Raw genomic sequence first — 19,249 nt, 5'->3', positions numbered from 1 at the left:
TACCCAGAACAGCAGTAGTTGCTCGTCCATCTCCGCAAGTCCATACTTTTTGCCACTCACTTCGTTCGGATGCGTCTGCGACTCATCGCAATTTTTTTTCACACCAACCCTCCCCGCGTCCGCATTTCCGTTTGCAGCGCCGCCACATCTACCGCCCGCACGTCGCCCCCAAAGTCCCGCGCCGCCCACGCCGCCGCGATGCCCGCCGCCTCGCCCATCGTGTGGCAATTCTGCTGCACCCGGATGGCCGACTGGGCCTCGAAGGAGCTGCTGGCCGCCCGCCCCGGCACCAGCACATTCCGCACTTGTTGGGGCAAAATGGCCCGGTAAGGAATCTCGTGGAAGGCGTCTGGGGCAAAATAGGGGGCGCTGCCCTCACGCTCATGGATCAGTTTTGCGCCGCGTGGACTGTGAATATCGACTGGGTAGTGGTTGCGGCAGATGGAATCGGGGAAGGTGCGGCAATCCAGAATGTCTTCCAGCGTGAGGGTGTAGTCGCCCACGATGCGACGGGTTTCGCGCACGCCCACCATAGGCGCGTAGGTGCCCACGAAGGCCGACTCGCAACCGGGAAAAGAGGCGCGGCAAAAGGCAGTCAGGCGGTCTATGGCCTCGCGCCCGTCTATCTGTGCGCCCGTGAGGTGCCACGGATCCGCGCCGTCGTTGAGGTCGGCCCGGATGCGCGGGCAATTGAAACTGATCTCGCCGGGCCGCCCCGGAACGCTGAAGCCCTGAAAATAGTCGCCGTCGCGCTCCTGCAGCAGCCCCGCGTCTACCCCCTGCCGAAATAGCCCTTCCAGCGTGCTGCCCTTGCCCCATACCATCCAAAAATGCATGAAGTCGGGCGATTCTTGCCCCTGCCCCTGCGCCCGCAAGAAGTCGCACAGCCGCGCCGTGTCTATTCCGGCCAGCGTAAACCGCAGACTCATGGCCTGATGAATGCCGTCTGAGTCGCCGCCGTGAAAGCTTGCACCTGCAGCGACGGCAACGTCGGCGTCTCCGGTGGAATCGATGACCACGCGGGCGGGCAGGGCTTGCAGGCCGCCCTTGTTGTGAATGACCAAGGATGTGACCCGTTGCCCGTCCATCACCGGGGCCACCACATGCGTGTGATACAGCGCCTCGCCGCCCGATTCCAAGAGCATCTGCTCCAGCACCACTTTCATGCCTTCCGGGTTGAACCAGTTGTCGTTGCCGCCCTTGTCTATGCCGCCGTCGCCGCGTGCGATCAATCGGGCTTTAAGTTCATCGGTCAGGCCCCGGTTCAAGTTCTGCCCGCCTGATACATTCCGCATCAGGGGCGTGACCCAAGCATTGGTGCCCGTGCCGCCCAAACTGCCAAACGCTTCAATGACCAGCACGCTGGCCCCACTGCGGGCGGCGGCAATCCCGGCCATCGCGCCCGCCGTGCCGCCGCCTGCCACCAGTACGTCCCAACTGCGGTCTAGGGTGCGGTAGGGGAGAGTTTGAGATGGAAGGCTCATCAGCGCACGATCCTTACGACTCCGGCCAGTTTTCCATTTACGCTGACAGCGACTTTGTCTCCCATTCCATTGCTTCCTGCGCTAGGAAAGAGTGTTTCCATGTACCGCACTGGGAAAGTTTCAAGCCCCAAAGTGCAGGGCTGAGATTCATCTCTACGGCGCAACATTTGAAGTTGCAAGTTGATTTTTCCACTAGACCGAGTGACGGTCATGCGGTCATAAGTGGTGCATCCACCCCCGCCCGGTAAGACTTTGATGGTCAGGTATGCCCCGGCCTTGACCTCTACGGGCAAGCTCACCGCCTGAATAGACAAATCCTGATAAGGACTGACGGCAGAAGTCACCACCTGTGCGGGGAACGAAAAGGCTGCCAGCGAGATCAGGGCGGCCCACCTTGCTAGGCTTCGCCTCACCCCTTCACCGCGCCTTCAATCCCCTTCATAAAGTACTTTTGCCCGAAGGCGAACACGATCAGGATGGGAATGATGGTCAGCACCGCGCCCGCCATGACGGCCCGACTGTTGGTGCTGAACGTCCCGCTGAGTTCCAGCAATCCCGCCGACAGCGGCAACAATTCCTTGTCGCGCAGCACGATTCTAGCCCATAGGAAGGAATTCCAGTAGGCCACGAATTCCAGAATCGAGAAGGCGACGATGGTGGGCAGCGCCAGCGGCAGCATCACGCGCCGCCAGATGGTCAGTTCTTTTGCGCCGTCTATGCGGGCGGCTTCGATCAGTTCCATCGGCACGCCCAAGTAGGCTTGGCGAATGAGGAACAGGCCCACGATGGAGGCCAGTCCCGGCAGCACGACGGCGGCATACTGTGCCAGCACGTTCAAAATAGGGTTGTCTTGGCGCAGCAGGCCCAGATTCACGGTGGTGGAATAGTTGACGATCAGGCCCGCCTCGTTGGGCAGCACCATCAGGGTCAGGATGGCGTAAAAAATCAGGTCGCGGCCCGGAAACTGCATTTTTGCCAGCGGATAGGCCGCCAGCGCCGCAAATCCCACTGTAAAGACGACGCCCAGCGTGCAGATGACGACGCTGTTGAGGGCCATGCGCCAAAAGGGAACGGTGGTGCCCTGAAACACTTCGACGTAATTCTTGATGCTCCAGCCCGACGGCCAAAGCTTGGCCTGATAGATGTTACCGGTGGGTTCGAAGCTGGTGATGAGTGTCCAGTAGAACGGATACAGCATGATCAGGGCGATGATGCACAGCACCAAGTAAGCCAGCCCGTTCAGCAGCAGGTTCTTGCGCTTGCGGCGGGAGCGGAGGCCGGACGCGACGTGCGCCGTTTCCTGTGCGGTGGCGGCCCGGCGTTGCGGCGATGTGGTGGCGGGTTGCTCAAGCATCGGCTTTGCCTCCCCGCGTAATGCGGAAATTGATCAGGCCGAAGAAAATGCTGATGATGGCGATGACCAAGCCTGCCGCCGCCGCCTGCCCAAATTTGAAGTCTACGAACGCCCGCGAGAACGTGTAGAACAGCGCCGTGTACGTGCTGCCCGCAGGCCCGCCGCTGGTCATCACGTAAATTTCCTCGAACACCTTGATGGCGCTGATGGTGGACAGCAGGCTACACACCAAAATCGTAGGCCGCAGCCCCGGCAAAGTGATGTTCCAGAACACTTGCAGGCGAGTCGCGCCGTCTATCACTGCCGCTTCTTCCAGTTCGGGCGCAATAGTTTGCAGGCCCGCCAGATACAGCACCATGTAGTAGCCGATGCCCTTCCAGAGCGTCACGAACATCACCGCGTACAGCGCCGTCACGGGGTTGTTCAGCAGGCTTTTGGGCTCGTCCATCAGCCCCAACGCTTGCAGCACGAAGTTCACCGGGCCTTCCTGCTGGTACATCCACGTCCAGATCAGGCCGACTACCGCAAAGCTGGTGACAACGGGCACATAATAGGCGGTGCGGAAAAAGCCGATGCCTTTCATGGGGCGGTTGACTAACATGGCAACGGCGATGCTGAGGCCCTGAATGACCGGAACCACCAGAATGTATTTCAGGCTGTTGCGGAGGCCCGACCAAAATTGCTCGTCCTGCGCCAACTCCCGGAAGTTATCCACGCCCACCCATTTGGGCGGAGTGATGACGTTGTATTCCGTGAACGCGAGGTACGTACCGAAAAACACGGGCCACGTGTGGTACACGACCAGCAAGATCAGGAACGGCAGCATGAAGGCGTAGGCGATCAGGGTGTTCCTGAGGGTGACTTTGGCCCCGGAACTGCCCTTCTTGTGCTGCTCACGGCGCGATTCACGCCGGGTAGGGATGGTCATGCTCGGCAGTTTACGCAGGGGAAGGGCCGACAGGATGAAGAAGTCTGCCTCGCCGTCTACAGGTCAGCAAAAAAGCAGACGCTCAGAAGCTTTTCTGCTCCGAACGTCTGCGGTTAGGGGTGGCTAGAGACTGGTGTTCGCTGAGAACTGGTGTTGCTGGTTAGCGTCCGTCGCCGTCTTTCGCTTCGCTTTTGCCTTCGGTGTACTCGGCATTGGCTTCGCGGTTATGAAGTTCGGCTTTGGCGCGGTCTTCCGTCGCCTGTGCCTTGTCCATCGCGTTCTCGGCGGGGTTGCTTCCCACATGGCTCGCCAGATCGTGTCCTGCGGCGCGGGCGCGGTCTGCACCCTCGTTGATCTTGGCCTTGGCAGCGTCCACCATATTTCCTAGCGTACTTTTGTCTTCACTCATGTGTGTAGACCTCCTGTGGTTTGGATTCCCAGTTGGTGCATTCGGGTCTGTTCAGCTTGCGCTCAAGCTTGTGGGGTCAGGTGAGGAGAATCCCAGCACACCGTTATCTTTGGTGGGGTATGCGGTGTGGGGAAGGCGTCTAGGGGGCGAGTCTCTAAGGGTCTAAGAACTGTTTCCTGTCCCCCAAAATTTTGAACTGCGTCTAAACCTATACGGTAACAGGCCCATTTCGGCGGCACTCATCCCCGGCACGCTACAGTTGCAACTGAAATGGAAACTCATATCAAGGTGCCCGCGCAGGGCGAAAAAATCACCATGCAGGGCGGCAAACTTAGCGTGCCCAATCATCCGGTCATTCCGTTCGTGGAAGGCGACGGCACGGGCGCAGACATCTGGAAGGCCAGCGTGCGCGTGCTGGACGCTGCCGTAGAAGTCGCTTACGGCGGCGAAAAGAAGATCGAATGGATGGAAGTCTACGCGGGCGAGAAGTCCACGCAGGTCTACGGCGCTGGCGAGTGGCTGCCCGCTGAAACGATCAAGGCGTTCGACGAATACCTGTTCGGCATCAAGGGGCCGCTGACGACGCCAGTGGGCACGGGCATCCGCTCCATCAACGTGGCGCTCCGTCAGGAACTCGACCTGTACGCCTGTGTGCGCCCCGTGCAGTACTTCGCGGGCGTGCCTAGCCCGGTCAAGCGCCCCCAAGACGTGGATATGGTCATTTTCCGCGAGAACACCGAAGACATCTACGCCGGAATCGAGTACAAGGCCGGAACGCCCGAAGCCGACAAGATGCGCGATTTCCTGATGAATGAAATGGGTGTGACTAAAATCCGTTTCCCCAACACGTCCAGCTTCGGCATCAAGCCCGTGTCTCAGGAAGGCACCGAGCGTCTGGTGCGGGCCGCCATCCAGTTTGCCCTCGACAACGGGCGCAAGAGCGTGGCTATCGTGCACAAGGGCAACATCATGAAGTTCACGGAAGGCGGTTTCCGCGACTGGGCCTACGACCTCGCCAAACGCGAATTCGGCGGCGTGGAAATTGACGGCGGCCCCTGGCTCCAACTCCCCGGCGGCATCGTCATCAAAGACGTGATCGCCGACAACTTCCTCCAGCAAATCCTGCTGCGTCCCACCGAGTACGACGTGATCGCCACCCTCAACCTCAACGGCGATTACGTGTCTGACGCCCTTGCCGCGCAAGTGGGCGGCATCGGCATCGCGCCCGGAGCCAACATCAACTACGTGTCGGGCCACGCCATTTTCGAGGCCACGCACGGCACGGCTCCCAAATACGCGGGCAAAGACGTCATCAACCCCAGCAGCGTGATTCTGTCGGGCGAAATGATGCTGCGCTACATGGGCTGGACGGAAGCCGCCGACCTGATCCTCAAGGGCCTCGACCAGACCATTCAGCAGCGCGTCGTGACCTACGATTTCGCCCGCAACATGGAAGGCGCAACCGAAGTTAAGACCAGTCAGTTTGCCGACAAGATCATTGAAAACATGCGCGGTGCAGGCGCTTAAGCTGTAGCACAAGCGTAGGAGGAGAGCCGGGGCCGGGTGCTTCGGCTCTCTTTTTTGGTTGTGGGCTTGGTCTAGGGGGCGGGTTCGCCGCTCGCCTGCCCCTCACCCCGCTGTTTCACAGCGCCCCTCTCCCGCAAGGGGCGAGGGAAACAGATAAGGGCAGAGAGCTTGGTTTAGCTCCTCACCCTTGAGGGGGGAGGCTGGGACTCGCAGAGCTACGCAGTAGAGGGGTGAGTGAGCGCCAGCGATTGCCCCTTCCTCAGACCGCTCGCCGCCCCTTCCGACCAACACCCTATACTCCTCCCCATGACCCGCCTTCTCTTTGCCCTCCTCGGCGTCATCTTGCTGGCGGTCACGGCGCTGGCGCTGGTGTGGCTGGCCGGACAACTGCTGGTGGGCCTCGGCGTGTTCGTGGTGGGCGCGGCGGGCGTGCTGGGGCGCTTGCTGTGGTATCTGGCCTTTACGGGCGTACTGGCGGGCATCGTGTTCTTCGTGGCGAGTGCTTGGCGGCCCGCTTCCCGCATAGCCCCGGTTCAGGCGCAGGCGTCGGCCAAAGCCAAGGCTGCAAAGGCCAAACCCGTCAAGGCCACTGGTTTCAAGCTCAGGGTCGCTCAGTCTGACAAAAGTGCGCCAGCACAGGCTCAGGCCGCCGAAGTACAGCAAGACACAACTGCCTAACCTTGCCGCCTCTAGCCCAATGCAGTCTCCCCAGCCGTAACCCCCGCTTCAGTTGGGGCAACAAAACCGGGTAGAATACTTGATTGTGACGCGCTGCCGCCCGACTGCTCTCTAGGCCCAACCTAGCGGCGACAGGTTTTCCAGCGCGTACTCCCGGAGGACTTTTGAGTTCAGTCAGCAGCAATACACCCAACCCTATTACCTACGGTTCCGACTACTGGCGCACCGGCATCAAGCCGTTGCTGGACGCCGAAACGGGCACCATGTTCAAACACGCACCTATCCGCGTCACGCTCGCTTTTCCCAACCGCTACAGCGTGGGCATGGCCTCTCTTGGCTATCAGGTCATCTACCGCATGTTCAATCAGGAAGAGGGAGTGGCCTGCGAACGTGCCTTCCTGCCCGACGATGTAGAGGCCTTCGAGAAGGGCGGCCAACCGCTGCCCACCGTCGAAACGGGCCGTGCGGCGGGCAACTGCGAACTGTTCGCCATCAGCGTCAGCTTCGAGCTAGACCTGACCAACATCATCCGCCTGCTGGACATCGCCGGAATGCACCCCCTGCGCGAAAAGCGCGACGATTCCGATCCTGTCGTCATGGTGGGCGGTCCGCTGACCAGTTCCAACCCCTACCCGCTCACGCCGTTTGCCGACGTAATCATCATTGGCGACGGAGAGCAGATTGTGCCCGTGGTGTCCGAAGCCCTGCGCGAAGCCACGTCCCGCGAAGACTTTTATGACCTGATTGACGGGATGCCGGGTGTATTCTTGCCTGCCCGCCACACCCACGAACCCAAATGGGCCACCGCGCCCAAAGAACTGCTCCCCGCTTACAGTCAGATCGTGACGCCACACAGCGAACTGAGCAACATGTTCCTCGTGGAAGCCCAGCGCGGCTGCCCCCGCCCCTGCACCTTCTGCCTCGCCCGCACCATGTACGGCCCCAACCGCAACAATCAGGCGCAGGAGTTGCTGGACGTGATTCCCGATTGGGTACAGAAAGTGGGCTTGGTGGGCGCGGCCCTCAGCGACTTTCCGCATACCAAATACGTGGGCCGCACCCTCACTGACCGGGGTATCAAGCTGGGCGTGTCGTCCATCCGTGCCGATACCGTAGACGCAGAACTGGCCGAAATCTTGAAGGCGGGCGGTCTGCGAACCTTCACCGTCGCCTCCGACGCGCCTTCCGAGCGCCTGCGCCGCTGGCTGAAGAAAGGTATCACTACCGAGGATTTGACCAAAACCGCGCAGATCAGCCGCGATCTGGGTTTCAAGGGCATCAAGGTCTACATGATGATCGGCCTCGGCCCCGAAAACGACGACGATATTTCGGAGCTGATCTCGTTCACCAAAGACCTCGCCAAGATCAACCGGATTGCGCTGGGCATCAGTCCTTTTGTGCCCAAGCGCCATACGCCGCACTTTGCCGACGCTTTTGCAGGCGTGCAGGTCATCGAAAAGCGCATGAAACGCATTCAGAAGGAACTGCGGACAACGGCAGAACTCCGCAACGTGTCGGCCAAATGGGCATGGGTAGAAAGCGTGGTGGCACGCGGCGGCCCCGAAGTCGGTATGGCGGCCTATTCCATCTACCGCAACGAGAGCATCGGTGCATGGAAAAAAGCGCTGGAAGAAGTGGGCTGGAGCGACGAGTTCGAGACCAACGCCGCCGCCATTGACCTGCCGCCCGGCCAGTACGCCCCCGGAGAAGTCAGCGCCCACGCGCAGGGCTTGGCGGTCTAATACGGGATTGCTTTGATTCCCGAACATCCGCAAAAGCACCGCATGTTCGTCCATCGTCGCAATCCCGTACTTGTTGCTACTCGCTCCGCTCGGATGATGTTCAAGAATCATCACAATTTGGTATAAGCCTCACGCGAACCCTTCACTTCTGCGCCCGCCCTCGCCCCATTCGGGATGAAGACGGGCGTTGTCATTGCAACTTGGTGAGCAAACCCACCCATCCCGTGCTAAAGATGGGCCGTGTCCCTAGCTCGCCTCCTGCTCTCGCCCCCCAGTTGCCGAGATGCTTACACGCTCCGGCAAGCAGTAGCGGGCAAAACCATTCTCATCACAGGCGCGTCGTTCGGCATTGGCAGAGCGGCGGCTTTGCTGTTGGCCGAAGCGGGGGCCGAAGTCTTGTTGCTGGCCCGCAGCGGCGATGAATTGGCTGAGCTGGCAACCGCTATTCGCGCCAATGGGGGAAAAGCCAGTTCCTACATACTTGATCTCTCCAAGTCTGCTGACCTCGCCCCAGTGGTGGCACAGATTCAGGCGGCGCACCCCCGAATACACATCATCGTCAGCAATGCGGGCAAGTCTATTCGGCGGCCTGTGCTGCAATCGGGCGAGAAGCGAGACCTAGAGCGCCTGCTGGCCGTCAACTTTTCTGGCCCGGCGGCGCTGTTGCTCCTACTCTTGCCGCGCATGGTGGCGCAGGGCGGCGGGCAGATCGTCAACGTGTCCAGCGTGTCGGTTGGCCCGCCGCCCTTGCCGCGCTGGGCGGCGTATCAGGGCAGCAAGGCGGGTTTCGATCTGTGGTTCAAGAGTCTGGGCGCAGAACTGCGGGGCCGGGGCGTGCGCGTGTGCAGCGTCTATCTGCCGCTGGTGCGTACCCGCATGATCGCTCCCACGCCCGCCTACCGCTTTGCCCCCGCCCTCACGCCGCACGAGGCCGCCGAAGCTGTGGCTTACGCGCTGGTACATCCCAAAGTTCAGCGGATTGCGCCGTGGTGGATGAAGTCGCTGGAACTGGCCGCGCTGCTGCTGCCGGGGCCACTCGGACACCTGCTCAGCGGGTGGGAAACACTAGAACTCAAGCTGTCCGGGCGGCAAAAACGATGATTCTAAGAGACGTGCGGGCGGCGGTGTCAGCCATCTCTCAGACCGGATTGCTGGGTGTGCATCCTGCTCAAGCGTTGGCCCAACTCGGTACGGCACTCGCGCAGCACGGCCCCTCGCTGTATACGCTGGCCGTGTGGGCGGCGCGGCGGCAACCGGAGGCAGTGGCGCTGGTAGACGATGACGGCCCCACCACTTACCGGGAGCTGGTAGCACGGGCCGACGCCGTTGCCGCGCAGCTTCCCAGTCAGTCGCGGCGTATAGGCCTGCTGGGCCGCAACCACCTGACCTTCGTGGTAACTCTGCTGGCCTGTGGCCGCTTGGGGCTGGATGCCGTGCTGCTCAATATCACCTTCAGCCCGGAAGAAGTGGCCGCCGTGTGCGCGTCTCAGCGACTTGATGTACTGGTGTGTGACGATGCGTTTGTCGAGGGCTTGAGCTTGGAAAGTGTGCCGATCTTGCCCGTTTCGGCTTTTTCAGGCTCAGCGGAACAGGTTCCAATCCGGCGTCAACTCAGCCGGGGCAGCATCTCTATCCTCACTTCCGGCAGTACGGGGACGCCCAAAGTGGTGAAGCGTCAGACGGGCGGCTTGGCGTTGCTGCCCACCGTCACTGCGTTGCTTCAGCAATTGCCCCTGCGGGCGGGTGCGCCCACGCTGCTTACGCTACCGCTGTTTCACGGACACGGTTTGGCAACTCTCTGCGTCAGTCTGCTGATGGGTGCGCCGCTGTATGTGTCGTCACGGGGCACGCCCGAAGCCTATTGGCGCTGTCTAGTACAGGAAAACATCGAAGTTCTGGTGTTGGTGCCCACCGTGCTTCACCGCCTGCTGAACCTGCCTGACATTTCCAAGCTGCCCGCACTCCGCGCCATCATCTGCGGCTCTGCACCCTTGCCCGAAGCGTTGGCCGAACGGACTCAACGGGCATTCGGCCCCGTACTGTACAACCTCTACGGCTCCAGCGAGGCAGGCCTGATTTCGTTGGCGACGCCTCAGACCTTGCTGGCGGCTCCGGGTACGGTGGGGAGAGCGTTGCCGGGAGTGGCGGTGCAACTGAACGGGAGAGAAGTGCGGGTGCGCTCTGGCCTCACGCCTCAGCAGACTTGGTTTGATACGGGCGATCTGGGAACAATCGGCGCGGCGGGTCTGCTGTTCCTGTCGGGCCGAAGCGACGATCTGCTGGTTTGCGGCGGTGAGAATGTGTATCCAGAGCAGCTCGAAGCCCGGATGACGCGGCTGCCAGATGTGCTGGAGTGTGCAGTGGTGGGCGTTCCAGACGCGGAATACGGCCAGTGTCTTCATGTCTTCATCGTGCCGAGTTCGGACGCTGTGCGGCTTGCTGACCTAGAGCGCGACTTGGCCCGGTTGCTGCCGCGCACGCTGCGGCCCAAGCACATCACGTTGCTGGCGGCCCTGCCCAGAAACGCCGTTGGAAAGCTGATGCGGGCGCGATTGCTCCCCGAATAGACTTTTCAAACGCCAACCTCTCCGGCTCAATTCCAGTCAAGCTCACGCCGCCCGCCGCTATTTGCGCGAAAATGCAGCCATGCCTTTGTCGCCCCGTGTCCTTGCAGAGATTCAACCGTGACCGTTTCTCCCTCACAGCCACAAACTATGGCCGAACGCATCCTGTCGGTACGCGGCGGCAAGCCCGTCTACGCCGGAGATTTGGCGGTTGTCGAAGTCGATCAGGTGATGGTGGTGGACTCTATCGCTCAGAGCTTTATCGAGCGGATGCAGCGTGACCTAGAGGCCGTGCCCAAGTACCCGGAGCGCGTGTCTATCGTGATTGACCATGTGGCCCCGGCTTCTACCGTCAGTGTGGCGCAGGCCCAGAAGGAAGCCCGCGAATACGCCGCCGCAACGGGTGTGCGGCTCTTCGACGTGGGGCGCGGCATCTGCCACCAAGTTCTGATGGAAGAAGGCTTAGCTCGCCCCGGCTGGATCGTGCTGGGTTCCGACAGCCACTCCACGACGTATGGCGCGGTGGCGGCCTTTGGCACAGGCATGGGCGCAACCGATATCGCCCTGGCCGCCGCGAGTGGCAAAACGTGGCTGCGTGTGCCCGAAAGCGTCAAGGTCACGTTTACGGGCAATCTTCAACCCGGCGTGAGTGCCAAAGACGCCGCACTGGAGATGATTCGTGTGCTGGGCGCAGATGGAGCCACCTATCAGAGTGTGGAGATGCACGCCGGAGACCGCTTTTCACGTGGCGAACGCATGACGCTGGCGAACCTGTGCGTTGAGGCGGGCGCAAAAGCAGGATTGGTGGTGCCGGGAGGCGAAATCCTGACCGATTACGGCTACGACATCCCCGAATGGGTGTATCCGCAAGCGGGGGCCACCTACGTGCGCGAAGTGGTGCTGGACTTGGACGCCCTGCGCCCCCGCATGAGTGCACCCAATGAAGTGGACAACGTGCATGACGTGGCCGCCCTCAGCGCCGAACTGCGCGGCATGCACGTCGATCAGGTGTTTATCGGCACCTGCACCAATGGCCGCATAGAAGACTTGCGCGAAGCCGCCGCCGTCCTGAAGGGCCGCAAGGTTGCCCCCGGCACGCGCCTGCTGATTATTCCGGCCAGCAGTCAGGTGATGGAACAGGCGATGGAAGACGGCACCTTGCTGACCCTGCAACGGGCGGGCGCGGCGCTAGGCACCCCCGGCTGTGGCCCGTGCATGGGCCGTCATCAGGGCGTGCTGGCCCCCGGCGAGGTCTGCGTATCCACCAGCAACCGTAATTTCATCGGGCGCATGGGCGACAAGGATGCCAAGGTGTATTTAGCGAGTCCGGCAGTGGCAGCGGCAACGGCGGTGATGGGGAGGATTGCTTTGCCGGAGGATGTGCTGGCAGTGGTGGGCGCTGTCGGCGGATACTGAACCCATGAGCGGCCCAGCCTTCAGCCGAATGAGCGTGGCGGAGTACTTGCAGACCGAGGAGAGTAGCCCGGTCAAACGCGAGTACGTGGACGGGTTCGTGTATCCGCTGCACGCTCAGGCGGGGGCCAGCAAAGCCCATGCCCGCATCAGCGCCAACCTGACCGCCGCCCTGCACGCCGCATCGTTGCGGATGGGCTGCCGTTTATACCAGTCTGATATGAAGCTGCGTCTTAAAGACAGCACGGTGTTTTTCTATCCCGATATGCTGGTGGCTGGCGGCCCAGACCTCACGAACGAAGAGTTCGAAACTGCACCGTGTTTGTTGATAGAAGTCCTCTCGCCCAGCACGGCGGCCAATGACCGATTGGGCAAATATCAATATCCACACGGCGCTGCCTAGCTTGCACACCTATCTGATGGTGGAACAGGCCGAACGCCGGGTGTATGCCTATTCCAGAAGTCTGGATGGTGGGGAGTGGCAACTCACTGAATTGTCTGGCAATAACAGCATTCATCTTCCGTGCCTAGATCAAACCCTATCGCTGGACGAAATCTATATTGGCCTGCTCGCCTGAACAGTGCGGGCGGCCCCTCAAGGAAACCCTATGCCTAGAATCTGGAAATTTGGCGACAGTGTAAATACCGATGACATCTTGCCCGGAAAGTTCGCGCCCTTCATGGCAGGCGAGGATGTCTTTCAAACGTTCGCGTTTCATTACATCCGGCCTGAGTTTGCCGCAGAGGTGCAACCCGGTGATCTGCTGATCGGGGGCAAAAACTGGGGCCTCGGCAGCAGCCGCGAATATGCTCCCGCCGCTCTGAAAAAATTGCAGGTGGGCGGCATCATCGCCCCCAGTTTTGCCCGGATTCATTACCGCAATCTGCTGAATCTGGGCATTCCTGCCTTCGAGGCCGATTTGACGGGCAGCCTGAACGACGGGGACGAAGTGACGCTGGACATGGCAACGGGACGCCTAACACGCGGCCCGGACGTGTTTCAATTGCCGCCCGCTCCGGAATTTCTGCGTGAAGCTCTGGCCGAGGGCAGCATCTTGGCCTTCTTCAAAAAGCATGGGCGCTTTCCGGGGGAACATAGTCCGGGCGAACACAGTCCGGGTGAACAGCAGGTGCAAGACCAGCCCGGCCCCATTGCCCCGTAAACTGGGCAACATGGCAACATTGGAAGTCGAATGCCCCGTCTGCGAAGAGATTCTGGAACTCACCGACCAAGACCGGGCTGAATTGGAGGTGGGGGACGTGATCGTGTGCGACTCCTGCAACGCCGAAATGGAGGTCACGCGCAACGGTGAGGGCGAGGATTTTGAACTGGAACTGCTGGGCGTGCTGACCACTTGCCCCAATTGCGGCGAGGAATTTGACGTGACCGAAGACATGCTGGCCGCCGCGCCTGTGGTAGAGGGGATGGACGGCGAAGTGGTGAGCATCGTGGACTGCCCGCATTGCCGCGCCCGCATAGAGCTGGCCTTCGAGGATGAGGAGCCGGAAGACGTCTCACTCCGCTAATCTGTCTAGGCAACATCGTTTGCAAAGCTTAAGCTGCGCTAACCTAGCATCCGTAAGGAGATAGACATGACTACCATTCAATTTGAAAACCCTGAAACGGGTGCAACAATCGAACTGACCAACCCAGAATTGGGCGAACTCGTGATAGACGACGAAACGGGCGTGGAATACGAAGTAGTGTCGGTAGATCCGCCCCGGCTGGCACAGGCCCCGCAAGAAGCCGAAGACTGGGGCGAGTGAGTCTAGGGCGTTGGTAGTCGGTTCAAGTTTCTGCCGCTGCTGACGCTCTTTTTGACTGCTTCTGGGACGGTGACGCGCAGGTTGGAAGGAATGCCCGCTGTGGGTGTCCTGAACCGAATGCAGCGTGACCGTCTTTTTTCTGTGTTCTGCCTGATTCTGGAGGTTTCCTATGGCCGATCTCGCCATTATTTATGACCGCATTCGCCCCGACGAAAAAATGTTATTTGAAGCCCTCGACGCTCTTGGTGTGGCCTACGACAAGGTTTACGCGCCCCAACTGACGGTGACGTTCGATGATGCGGGCCGCGCCGCCGTGCCGTGGAAAGTGGCGCTGGAACGCTGCGTTTCTCAGTCTCGCGGGCACGCCGTCACGCGGGCGCTGGAAGGCCTCGGCGTGCGCGTGGTCAACCCCAGCCACGTTATAGAACTGTGCGGCGACAAGTTGGCGACCAACGCGCGGTTGGCGGCGGCGGGTCTGCCTACGCCCCGAACGGCGGTGGCCTTTGATGGAGAAGCGGCGCTGGCCCTGATTGAGCAGATGGGCTACCCCGTCGTCATTAAACCCACTGTCGGCTCTTGGGGCCGCATGGTCAGCCGGGTCAATGACCGCGACGCCGCCGAAGCCATCATCGAGCATAAGGAAGTGTTAGGCGGGCCGCAGCATCAGGTCTTCTATATTCAGGAACTGATCCGCAAGCCCGAGCGCGATATTCGGGCCTTCGTGGTGGGCGGCGTGTGCATCGGCGCGATTTACCGCACCTCCGAACACTGGATCACCAACACGGCACGCGGCGCGAAGGCCAGCAATTGCCCTGTGACGCCCGAGATAGAAACACTGGCGCTTCAGGCTGCCGCCGCCGTACACGGCGAAATCGTAGCCATCGATCTGGTGGAAGACCCAGAGCGCGGCCTGCTGGTCATCGAGATCAATCACACGATGGAATTCAAGAATTCGGTGTCTACCACAGGCGTCAACATTCCGCGCCTGATGGGTGAATACGCGCTGGGGCTGATCGGCTAGGGCCAATAAGCTGAGCTCCACGGCGTGAGCTGAAGATTTGCTGTGTGGGCGGCGGTTTCCTGAAAATGGGAGCCGCCATTTGTCTTGATCTAATTCTCCGTGTTCAAGCCATTTCAAGCACACTTGACTTCTCAACACTGTCGGTTCATCATAACCATCTTATGAATGAGACAGTTGCGAGCTTGAAACTATGACGGACATCGAACCGCTCGCCAACGCGCCCAACGCTGAAACGCCCAACAACCAAGCGGAAGCCTCGGCGGAAAACCGCGCCGCCGCCGTGCATCTGGGTCAGGCCATGAAACGGCTGCACCGCCATATCAGCAGCCGTGTGATGACCGGAATGCAGGACGAATTGCAGGAACGCGACCTGAGCTTCACGCAAATTGCCGCGCTGCATCAGCTCCGGGCGCTCAGTCCGCTCACGGTCACGCAGCTTTCCGAGCGTGCCCGCTTGAGTGTGCCCGCCGCCAGCCACCTCGTAGAACGGTTGGTGCAGCGCGGGCTGGCTGGGCGGCAAGAAAACCCCGAAAACCGCCGAGAAAAGCTGGTGGCCCTCACCGCTGATGGCCGTGACGTGCTGACCCGCATGGACGCCGGATTCGTAGACGCCTATATCTCGGTGTTTTCCACGTTGCCCGCCGAGTCTATTCACGCCGCAGACCGGGCCATTCGCACCCTGCTGGATCAGCTTGACCTGAACGATCCGGCTCTGTGCTCTGTCCATTCGTCCCAAACGTCCCTATCAGAACCCGCCCCGGAGAACACATGACCGCACCCACCCAACCCGGCGAACCCGCTGGGCGCATCGATTACGCCAAAACGCTGGATTTGCCTACCAAACGCCTGATCTTGGTCGGCGTCTTGCTGGGCCTGTTTCTCAGCGCCCTTGACCAGACCATCGTGTCCACGGCCATGCCCAAAATCGCGCAAGACCTGAACGGTTTTAGCCTGTATTCGTGGGTCACCACCGCGTATCTGCTGACCAACACGGCGCTCGTGCCCATTTACGGCAAGCTGTCTGATTTGTACGGACGCAAGCCCATTCTGATGATCGGCATCGTGATCTTCCTGATCGGCAGCGCCCTGTGCGGGCTGGCAGGCGAACCCTTCTTCGGCAACCTGTTCGGCGGCGGCATGATGCAGCTCGTGGTGTTCCGTGGCCTGCAGGGTGTGGGCGCGGCAGCGCTGGGTGCGGTGGCGTTTGCCATCATCGCCGACTTGTTCGAACCCATTGACCGTCCCCGCTATCAGGGCCTGTTCGGAGCCGTCTTCGGCCTCAGCAGCGTCATCGGGCCACTCTTGGGCGGCTTTCTCACCGATCAGGTCAATTGGCGCTGGGTGTTTTACGTCAACTTGCCCATCGGCCTCATCGCTTTGGCGTTCATCTACTCCAAGATGCCGCGCCTCGCTTCCGGGTTGCAGGCCAAAGTGGACTGGCTGGGCGCCTTCCTGATCTTGGTCTTCACTATCCCGCTGCTGCTGGCGCTGACTTGGGGTGCGGACGGCAATTTCGCTTGGACAAGTCCCACCATTCTCGGCTTGTTCGCCCTGAGTACGGTGTCTCTGATCGCCTTCCTGTTTGTCGAAAGCCGCCATGAAAGCCCCATTTTGCCGCTGAGCCTGTTCAAAAACCCCACCTTCGCTTGGGGAGCTTTGGCCCGTTTCATGATCGGCGCGGGCTTTTTGGGGGCCATCCTGTTCCTCAGCTTGTACTTGGTGCAGGTGCAGGGCGTGTCGGCCACCGCCGCCGGAACCGCCACCATTCCGCTCACGGTGGGCCTGATTATCGGGGCCATCGGCAGCGGGCAACTGGCCAGCCGCGTCGGGCGCTACAAATTCCTGATGCTGATCGGCCTGATGACCTCGGCGCTCGGCTTCTTCTTCCTGTCCACCCTGAATGCCGATTCCTCGTATGGCAGCGTTATTACCCGCATGGTGTTGCTGGGCCTCGGCCTCGGCCCCGCGCTGCCGCTGTATACCACTGCCGTCCAGTTGGCCGTCAAGCCTTGGGAAATTGGCGTCGCCACCAGCGCCGGGCAGTTCTTTCAGCAGATGGGCAGCACCATCGGCACAGCCATTTTTGGGGCAGTGCTGACCGCTGGCCTGACCTCTAATCTGTCCACTCAATTTGCGGCGCAGGCGCAGGCCAACACGGGCAGCGTGGCCGCGCAATTGAATACCATTGGCACACAGATCAAAAACGGCACGGGCGGCACGGGTGACCGCAATGCCGCGCCCCGCAGCCCCGAACAGATCAAGGCCAGTTTTGACGCCCTGCGTGCCAACGTGACCAAAGCCATCGAAACGGGCGACGCGGCGGCAATTAAGGCCATTGGGAGCAGCGCCCTGCCCGCCGAGGCCAAAGCCCAACTCACCAACATTCCCACAGGCGGCGTGCCTGCACAGGCCCGCCCCGCTGCGTTGGCCGGAGCCTTAAGCGGCGTCAACGACGGTGAGAAGATTGCCGTCGCCAGTGCTCGCGCCCAAAAAGTGGCGTTTGCCGACACCATCTCCACCATCTACCGCTACGCCATCATCGTGGCTATCATCGCTTTCCTCGCCACCCTGATGATGCCCAATCTGGCGATTCCCACCCGGCCCAAGGGTGAAAAAGCCGCGCCCGTTCACGTTGAGGTTTGAGGGTGAGAACGTGAATCGTGGAGGGTAGAACGTAGGAAAAGACCATCATCCGAGTTGGGAAGAGTGGGGGAGAGGCGAGCAGGACGGCCTTTCTCCCACTCTTCCCTAGGCTTTTCCCGCTTCCCACCCACCCTTCTCGACAAGCCCCCGCCCCCGCCTTTGCGTCCCGCGTACACTTGGGGCATGACGCACCCCTCTGCCGATGCCCCCGCCGCCTCTCTTGTTGCTCCTGTGGCCGACATCGGCGTGATCGGCCTCGCGGTGATGGGCGAAAACCTGATTCTGAACATGGCGAGCAAGGGCTTCACGGTGGCGGCCTTCAACCGCACGGTCAGCAAAGTCACGGCATTTACGGGCGGGCGGGCCAGTGGCCTCACCATCGTGGGCGCGGATTCGGTGGAAGGCTTCGTGGCGCTGCTCAAGCGGCCCCGCAAGGTCATGCTGATGGTGAAGGCGGGCGCGGCAGTCGATGAATTCATCAATCACGTCAAGCCCTTCCTCGAACCCGGCGACATCATCATTGACGGCGGCAACAGCCACCCCGCCGACTCCACGCGGCGCACCAAGGAACTGTCTACCGAAGGATTGCTGTTTATCGGTACGGGCGTGTCGGGCGGCGAGGAAGGCGCACTGACCGGCCCCAGCATCATGCCGGGGGGCAATCCGCTGGCGTGGGAAGCCGTCAAGCCTATTTTTCAGGGCATTGCGGCGCGGGTCGAGGACGGCACGCCCTGCTGCGACTGGGTGGGCGAGGAAGGCGCGGGCCATTTCGTGAAGATGGTTCACAACGGCATCGAGTACGCCGACATGCAGATGATCGCCGAGAGTTATCACCTGCTGCGCGATGTGGCGGGCCTCAGCGCCCCCCAGATTGCCGACGTGTTTGCCGAGTGGAACCGGGGCGAACTGAATTCCTACCTGATCGAAATTACCGCCGACATTCTGACCAAGATTGACGACAAGACTGGACAACCGCTGGTAGACGTGATTCTGGACGCCGCCGGACAAAAAGGCACGGGCAAATGGACGAGCGTGGCCGCGCTGGACGCCGGAAGCCCCGCCGCCACCATCACCGAAGCCGTGTACGCCCGCGCCATGAGCGCCCTGAAAGAGGAGCGCATGGCCGCCAGCCATTTCCTGAAAGGCCCCGAAATTGTAGCGCTCACCGATCAGGCCGCGTTTATCGAAAATGTACGCCAAGCCCTCTACGCTTCCAAAATCGCTGCTTATGCACAGGGCTTTCAGCTTCTGCGTCTGTCGGCCCAAGATGCAGGCTGGACACTGGATTTCGGCGCAATCGCCCTGATGTGGCGCGGCGGCTGCATCATTCGCGCCCAGTTCCTAGACCGCATCAAGGAAGCCTATGATGCCCAGCGCGACTTGCCGAACCTGCTGCTGGCCCCCTACTTTCAAGAGGCCATTCAGGGCGTACAAACCGCGTGGCGTCAGACGATTGCGGCTGCGGCCCTAAGCGGCATTCCTACGCCTGCTTTTGCCAGTGCGCTCGCTTACTACGACGGCTACCGCACCGCCAAGTTGCCTGCCAACATTCTTCAGGCCCAGCGCGACTACTTCGGGGCACACACCTACGAGCGCACGGACGGCCCACGCGGAGAGTTTCATCACACCAACTGGACGGGACGCGGCGGGGAAACGGCGAGCAGCACGTATAACGTCTAAAAGCTGATGTAGAGGGTGGATCGTAGATCGTGGGGAAGG

20 protein-coding genes are annotated in these 19,249 nt (G+C 61.0%); 15 read left to right on the top strand and 5 right to left on the bottom strand.

Features of this window, described 5'->3' with window-relative positions; all coding sequences use genetic code 11:
• Positions 1 to 98: 98 nt before the first annotated feature.
• From SU48_RS08735 to SU48_RS08720, 5 genes are all read right to left on the bottom strand, one after another.
• Complete coding sequence (locus SU48_RS08735) at positions 99 to 1,484, bottom strand: FAD-dependent oxidoreductase (RefSeq protein ID WP_064014919.1); 1,386 nt, start codon at positions 1,482 to 1,484, stop codon at positions 99 to 101.
• Entirely contained in the window at positions 1,484 to 1,897 is a 414-nt protein-coding gene (locus SU48_RS14165; RefSeq protein ID WP_157451129.1) for a hypothetical protein, read from the bottom strand. Before SU48_RS14165 ends, SU48_RS08735 begins: the two co-directional genes overlap by 1 nt.
• Entirely contained in the window at positions 1,894 to 2,838 is a 945-nt protein-coding gene (locus tag SU48_RS08730; protein ID WP_064014918.1) for a carbohydrate ABC transporter permease, read from the bottom strand. The genes SU48_RS14165 and SU48_RS08730 overlap by 4 nt, the downstream gene beginning before the upstream one ends.
• Positions 2,831 to 3,766, bottom strand: a complete 936-nt coding sequence (locus SU48_RS08725) for a carbohydrate ABC transporter permease (protein WP_064014917.1) — start codon at positions 3,764 to 3,766, stop codon at positions 2,831 to 2,833. Before SU48_RS08725 ends, SU48_RS08730 begins: the two co-directional genes overlap by 8 nt.
• A gap of 160 nt (positions 3,767 to 3,926) precedes the next feature.
• Positions 3,927 to 4,175: a hypothetical protein gene (locus SU48_RS08720; RefSeq protein WP_064014916.1), complete on the bottom strand. Its 249-nt coding sequence runs from the start codon at positions 4,173 to 4,175 to the stop codon at positions 3,927 to 3,929.
• A 270-nt stretch (positions 4,176 to 4,445) separates the two neighbouring features.
• Between SU48_RS08720 and icd the strand changes: the two genes are divergently transcribed.
• The 15 genes from icd to gnd all read left to right on the top strand — a co-directional run bounded on the left by icd (position 4,446) and on the right by gnd (position 19,210).
• Positions 4,446 to 5,702 carry an NADP-dependent isocitrate dehydrogenase gene (gene icd / locus SU48_RS08715; RefSeq protein ID WP_064014915.1) on the top strand — a complete coding sequence of 419 codons (1,257 nt, stop codon included), beginning with the start codon at positions 4,446 to 4,448 and terminating at the stop codon, positions 5,700 to 5,702.
• Positions 5,703 to 6,008: 306 nt separating this feature from the next.
• A complete protein-coding gene (locus SU48_RS14370) occupies positions 6,009 to 6,380 on the top strand; it encodes a hypothetical protein (protein WP_231881580.1) in 372 nt (123 codons plus the stop codon).
• A gap of 263 nt (positions 6,381 to 6,643) precedes the next feature.
• A complete protein-coding gene (locus SU48_RS08705; protein WP_064015952.1) occupies positions 6,644 to 8,122 on the top strand; it encodes a B12-binding domain-containing radical SAM protein in 1,479 nt (492 codons plus the stop codon).
• A 240-nt stretch (positions 8,123 to 8,362) separates the two neighbouring features.
• On the top strand, positions 8,363 to 9,223 hold the full coding sequence (locus SU48_RS08700) for an SDR family NAD(P)-dependent oxidoreductase (protein ID WP_064014914.1): 861 nt from the start codon (positions 8,363 to 8,365) through the stop codon (positions 9,221 to 9,223).
• Positions 9,220 to 10,689: an AMP-binding protein gene (locus tag SU48_RS08695; protein ID WP_064014913.1), complete on the top strand. Its 1,470-nt coding sequence runs from the start codon at positions 9,220 to 9,222 to the stop codon at positions 10,687 to 10,689. The genes SU48_RS08700 and SU48_RS08695 overlap by 4 nt, the downstream gene beginning before the upstream one ends.
• 147 nt (positions 10,690 to 10,836) lie before the next feature.
• The gene (locus tag SU48_RS08690) at positions 10,837 to 12,102 is read left to right on the top strand and encodes a 3-isopropylmalate dehydratase large subunit (protein ID WP_064014912.1); all 1,266 of its coding nucleotides are present in this window, start codon (positions 10,837 to 10,839) and stop codon (positions 12,100 to 12,102) included.
• Between the two features lie 4 nt (positions 12,103 to 12,106).
• A complete protein-coding gene (locus tag SU48_RS08685; RefSeq protein WP_231881579.1) occupies positions 12,107 to 12,502 on the top strand; it encodes a Uma2 family endonuclease in 396 nt (131 codons plus the stop codon).
• Positions 12,459 to 12,677, top strand: a complete 219-nt coding sequence (locus tag SU48_RS14365) for a hypothetical protein (RefSeq protein WP_231881578.1) — start codon at positions 12,459 to 12,461, stop codon at positions 12,675 to 12,677. Before SU48_RS08685 ends, SU48_RS14365 begins: the two co-directional genes overlap by 44 nt.
• Positions 12,678 to 12,707: 30 nt before the next feature.
• Positions 12,708 to 13,262 carry a LeuD/DmdB family oxidoreductase small subunit gene (locus SU48_RS08680; protein WP_064014911.1) on the top strand — a complete coding sequence of 185 codons (555 nt, stop codon included), beginning with the start codon at positions 12,708 to 12,710 and terminating at the stop codon, positions 13,260 to 13,262.
• A 10-nt stretch (positions 13,263 to 13,272) separates the two neighbouring features.
• Positions 13,273 to 13,626: a hypothetical protein gene (locus tag SU48_RS08675; protein ID WP_064014910.1), complete on the top strand. Its 354-nt coding sequence runs from the start codon at positions 13,273 to 13,275 to the stop codon at positions 13,624 to 13,626.
• 66 nt (positions 13,627 to 13,692) lie between these two features.
• On the top strand, positions 13,693 to 13,866 hold the full coding sequence (gene lysW / locus SU48_RS08670; protein WP_064014909.1) for a lysine biosynthesis protein LysW: 174 nt from the start codon (positions 13,693 to 13,695) through the stop codon (positions 13,864 to 13,866).
• A gap of 169 nt (positions 13,867 to 14,035) precedes the next feature.
• Positions 14,036 to 14,887, top strand: coding sequence for a lysine biosynthesis protein LysX (gene lysX, locus SU48_RS08665; protein WP_064014908.1), 852 nt, complete (start codon positions 14,036 to 14,038; stop codon positions 14,885 to 14,887).
• A gap of 190 nt (positions 14,888 to 15,077) precedes the next feature.
• Complete coding sequence (locus SU48_RS08660; RefSeq protein WP_064014907.1) at positions 15,078 to 15,659, top strand: MarR family winged helix-turn-helix transcriptional regulator; 582 nt, start codon at positions 15,078 to 15,080, stop codon at positions 15,657 to 15,659.
• Positions 15,656 to 17,530 (top strand): MDR family MFS transporter, encoded by a 1,875-nt coding sequence (locus SU48_RS08655; protein ID WP_064014906.1) that lies wholly within the window; start codon positions 15,656 to 15,658, stop codon positions 17,528 to 17,530. The genes SU48_RS08660 and SU48_RS08655 overlap by 4 nt, the downstream gene beginning before the upstream one ends.
• 183 nt (positions 17,531 to 17,713) lie before the next feature.
• Entirely contained in the window at positions 17,714 to 19,210 is a 1,497-nt protein-coding gene (gene gnd, locus SU48_RS08650; RefSeq protein ID WP_064014905.1) for a decarboxylating NADP(+)-dependent phosphogluconate dehydrogenase, read from the top strand.
• Positions 19,211 to 19,249 lie beyond the last annotated feature (39 nt).

It is taken from the genome of Deinococcus puniceus (assembly GCF_001644565.1).
In the GTDB taxonomy this organism is placed as follows: domain Bacteria; phylum Deinococcota; class Deinococci; order Deinococcales; family Deinococcaceae; genus Deinococcus; species Deinococcus puniceus.
Note: the sequence above shows the minus strand (reverse complement) of the source record. Positions and strands in the feature narration are given on the sequence as shown.

Excerpts from the sequence above, each read along its gene's own strand:
- SU48_RS08735 (WP_064014919.1), bottom strand. The coding sequence starts at position 1,484 with ATGAGCCTTCCATCTCAAACTCTCCCCTACCGCACCCTAGACCGCAGT.
- SU48_RS08730 (WP_064014918.1), bottom strand. The coding sequence starts at position 2,838 with ATGCTTGAGCAACCCGCCACCACATCGCCGCAACGCCGGGCCGCCACC.
- SU48_RS08725 (WP_064014917.1), bottom strand. The coding sequence starts at position 3,766 with ATGACCATCCCTACCCGGCGTGAATCGCGCCGTGAGCAGCACAAGAAG.
- SU48_RS08720 (WP_064014916.1), bottom strand. The coding sequence starts at position 4,175 with ATGAGTGAAGACAAAAGTACGCTAGGAAATATGGTGGACGCTGCCAAG.
- icd (WP_064014915.1), top strand. The coding sequence starts at position 4,446 with ATGGAAACTCATATCAAGGTGCCCGCGCAGGGCGAAAAAATCACCATG.
- SU48_RS14370 (WP_231881580.1), top strand. The coding sequence starts at position 6,009 with ATGACCCGCCTTCTCTTTGCCCTCCTCGGCGTCATCTTGCTGGCGGTC.
- SU48_RS08705 (WP_064015952.1), top strand. The coding sequence starts at position 6,644 with ATGTTCAAACACGCACCTATCCGCGTCACGCTCGCTTTTCCCAACCGC.
- SU48_RS08695 (WP_064014913.1), top strand. The coding sequence starts at position 9,220 with ATGATTCTAAGAGACGTGCGGGCGGCGGTGTCAGCCATCTCTCAGACC.
- SU48_RS08690 (WP_064014912.1), top strand. The coding sequence starts at position 10,837 with ATGGCCGAACGCATCCTGTCGGTACGCGGCGGCAAGCCCGTCTACGCC.
- SU48_RS08685 (WP_231881579.1), top strand. The coding sequence starts at position 12,107 with ATGAGCGGCCCAGCCTTCAGCCGAATGAGCGTGGCGGAGTACTTGCAG.
- SU48_RS14365 (WP_231881578.1), top strand. The coding sequence starts at position 12,459 with ATGACCGATTGGGCAAATATCAATATCCACACGGCGCTGCCTAGCTTG.
- SU48_RS08680 (WP_064014911.1), top strand. The coding sequence starts at position 12,708 with ATGCCTAGAATCTGGAAATTTGGCGACAGTGTAAATACCGATGACATC.
- SU48_RS08675 (WP_064014910.1), top strand. The coding sequence starts at position 13,273 with ATGGCAACATTGGAAGTCGAATGCCCCGTCTGCGAAGAGATTCTGGAA.
- lysW (WP_064014909.1), top strand. The coding sequence starts at position 13,693 with ATGACTACCATTCAATTTGAAAACCCTGAAACGGGTGCAACAATCGAA.
- lysX (WP_064014908.1), top strand. The coding sequence starts at position 14,036 with ATGGCCGATCTCGCCATTATTTATGACCGCATTCGCCCCGACGAAAAA.
- SU48_RS08660 (WP_064014907.1), top strand. The coding sequence starts at position 15,078 with ATGACGGACATCGAACCGCTCGCCAACGCGCCCAACGCTGAAACGCCC.
- SU48_RS08655 (WP_064014906.1), top strand. The coding sequence starts at position 15,656 with ATGACCGCACCCACCCAACCCGGCGAACCCGCTGGGCGCATCGATTAC.
- gnd (WP_064014905.1), top strand. The coding sequence starts at position 17,714 with ATGACGCACCCCTCTGCCGATGCCCCCGCCGCCTCTCTTGTTGCTCCT.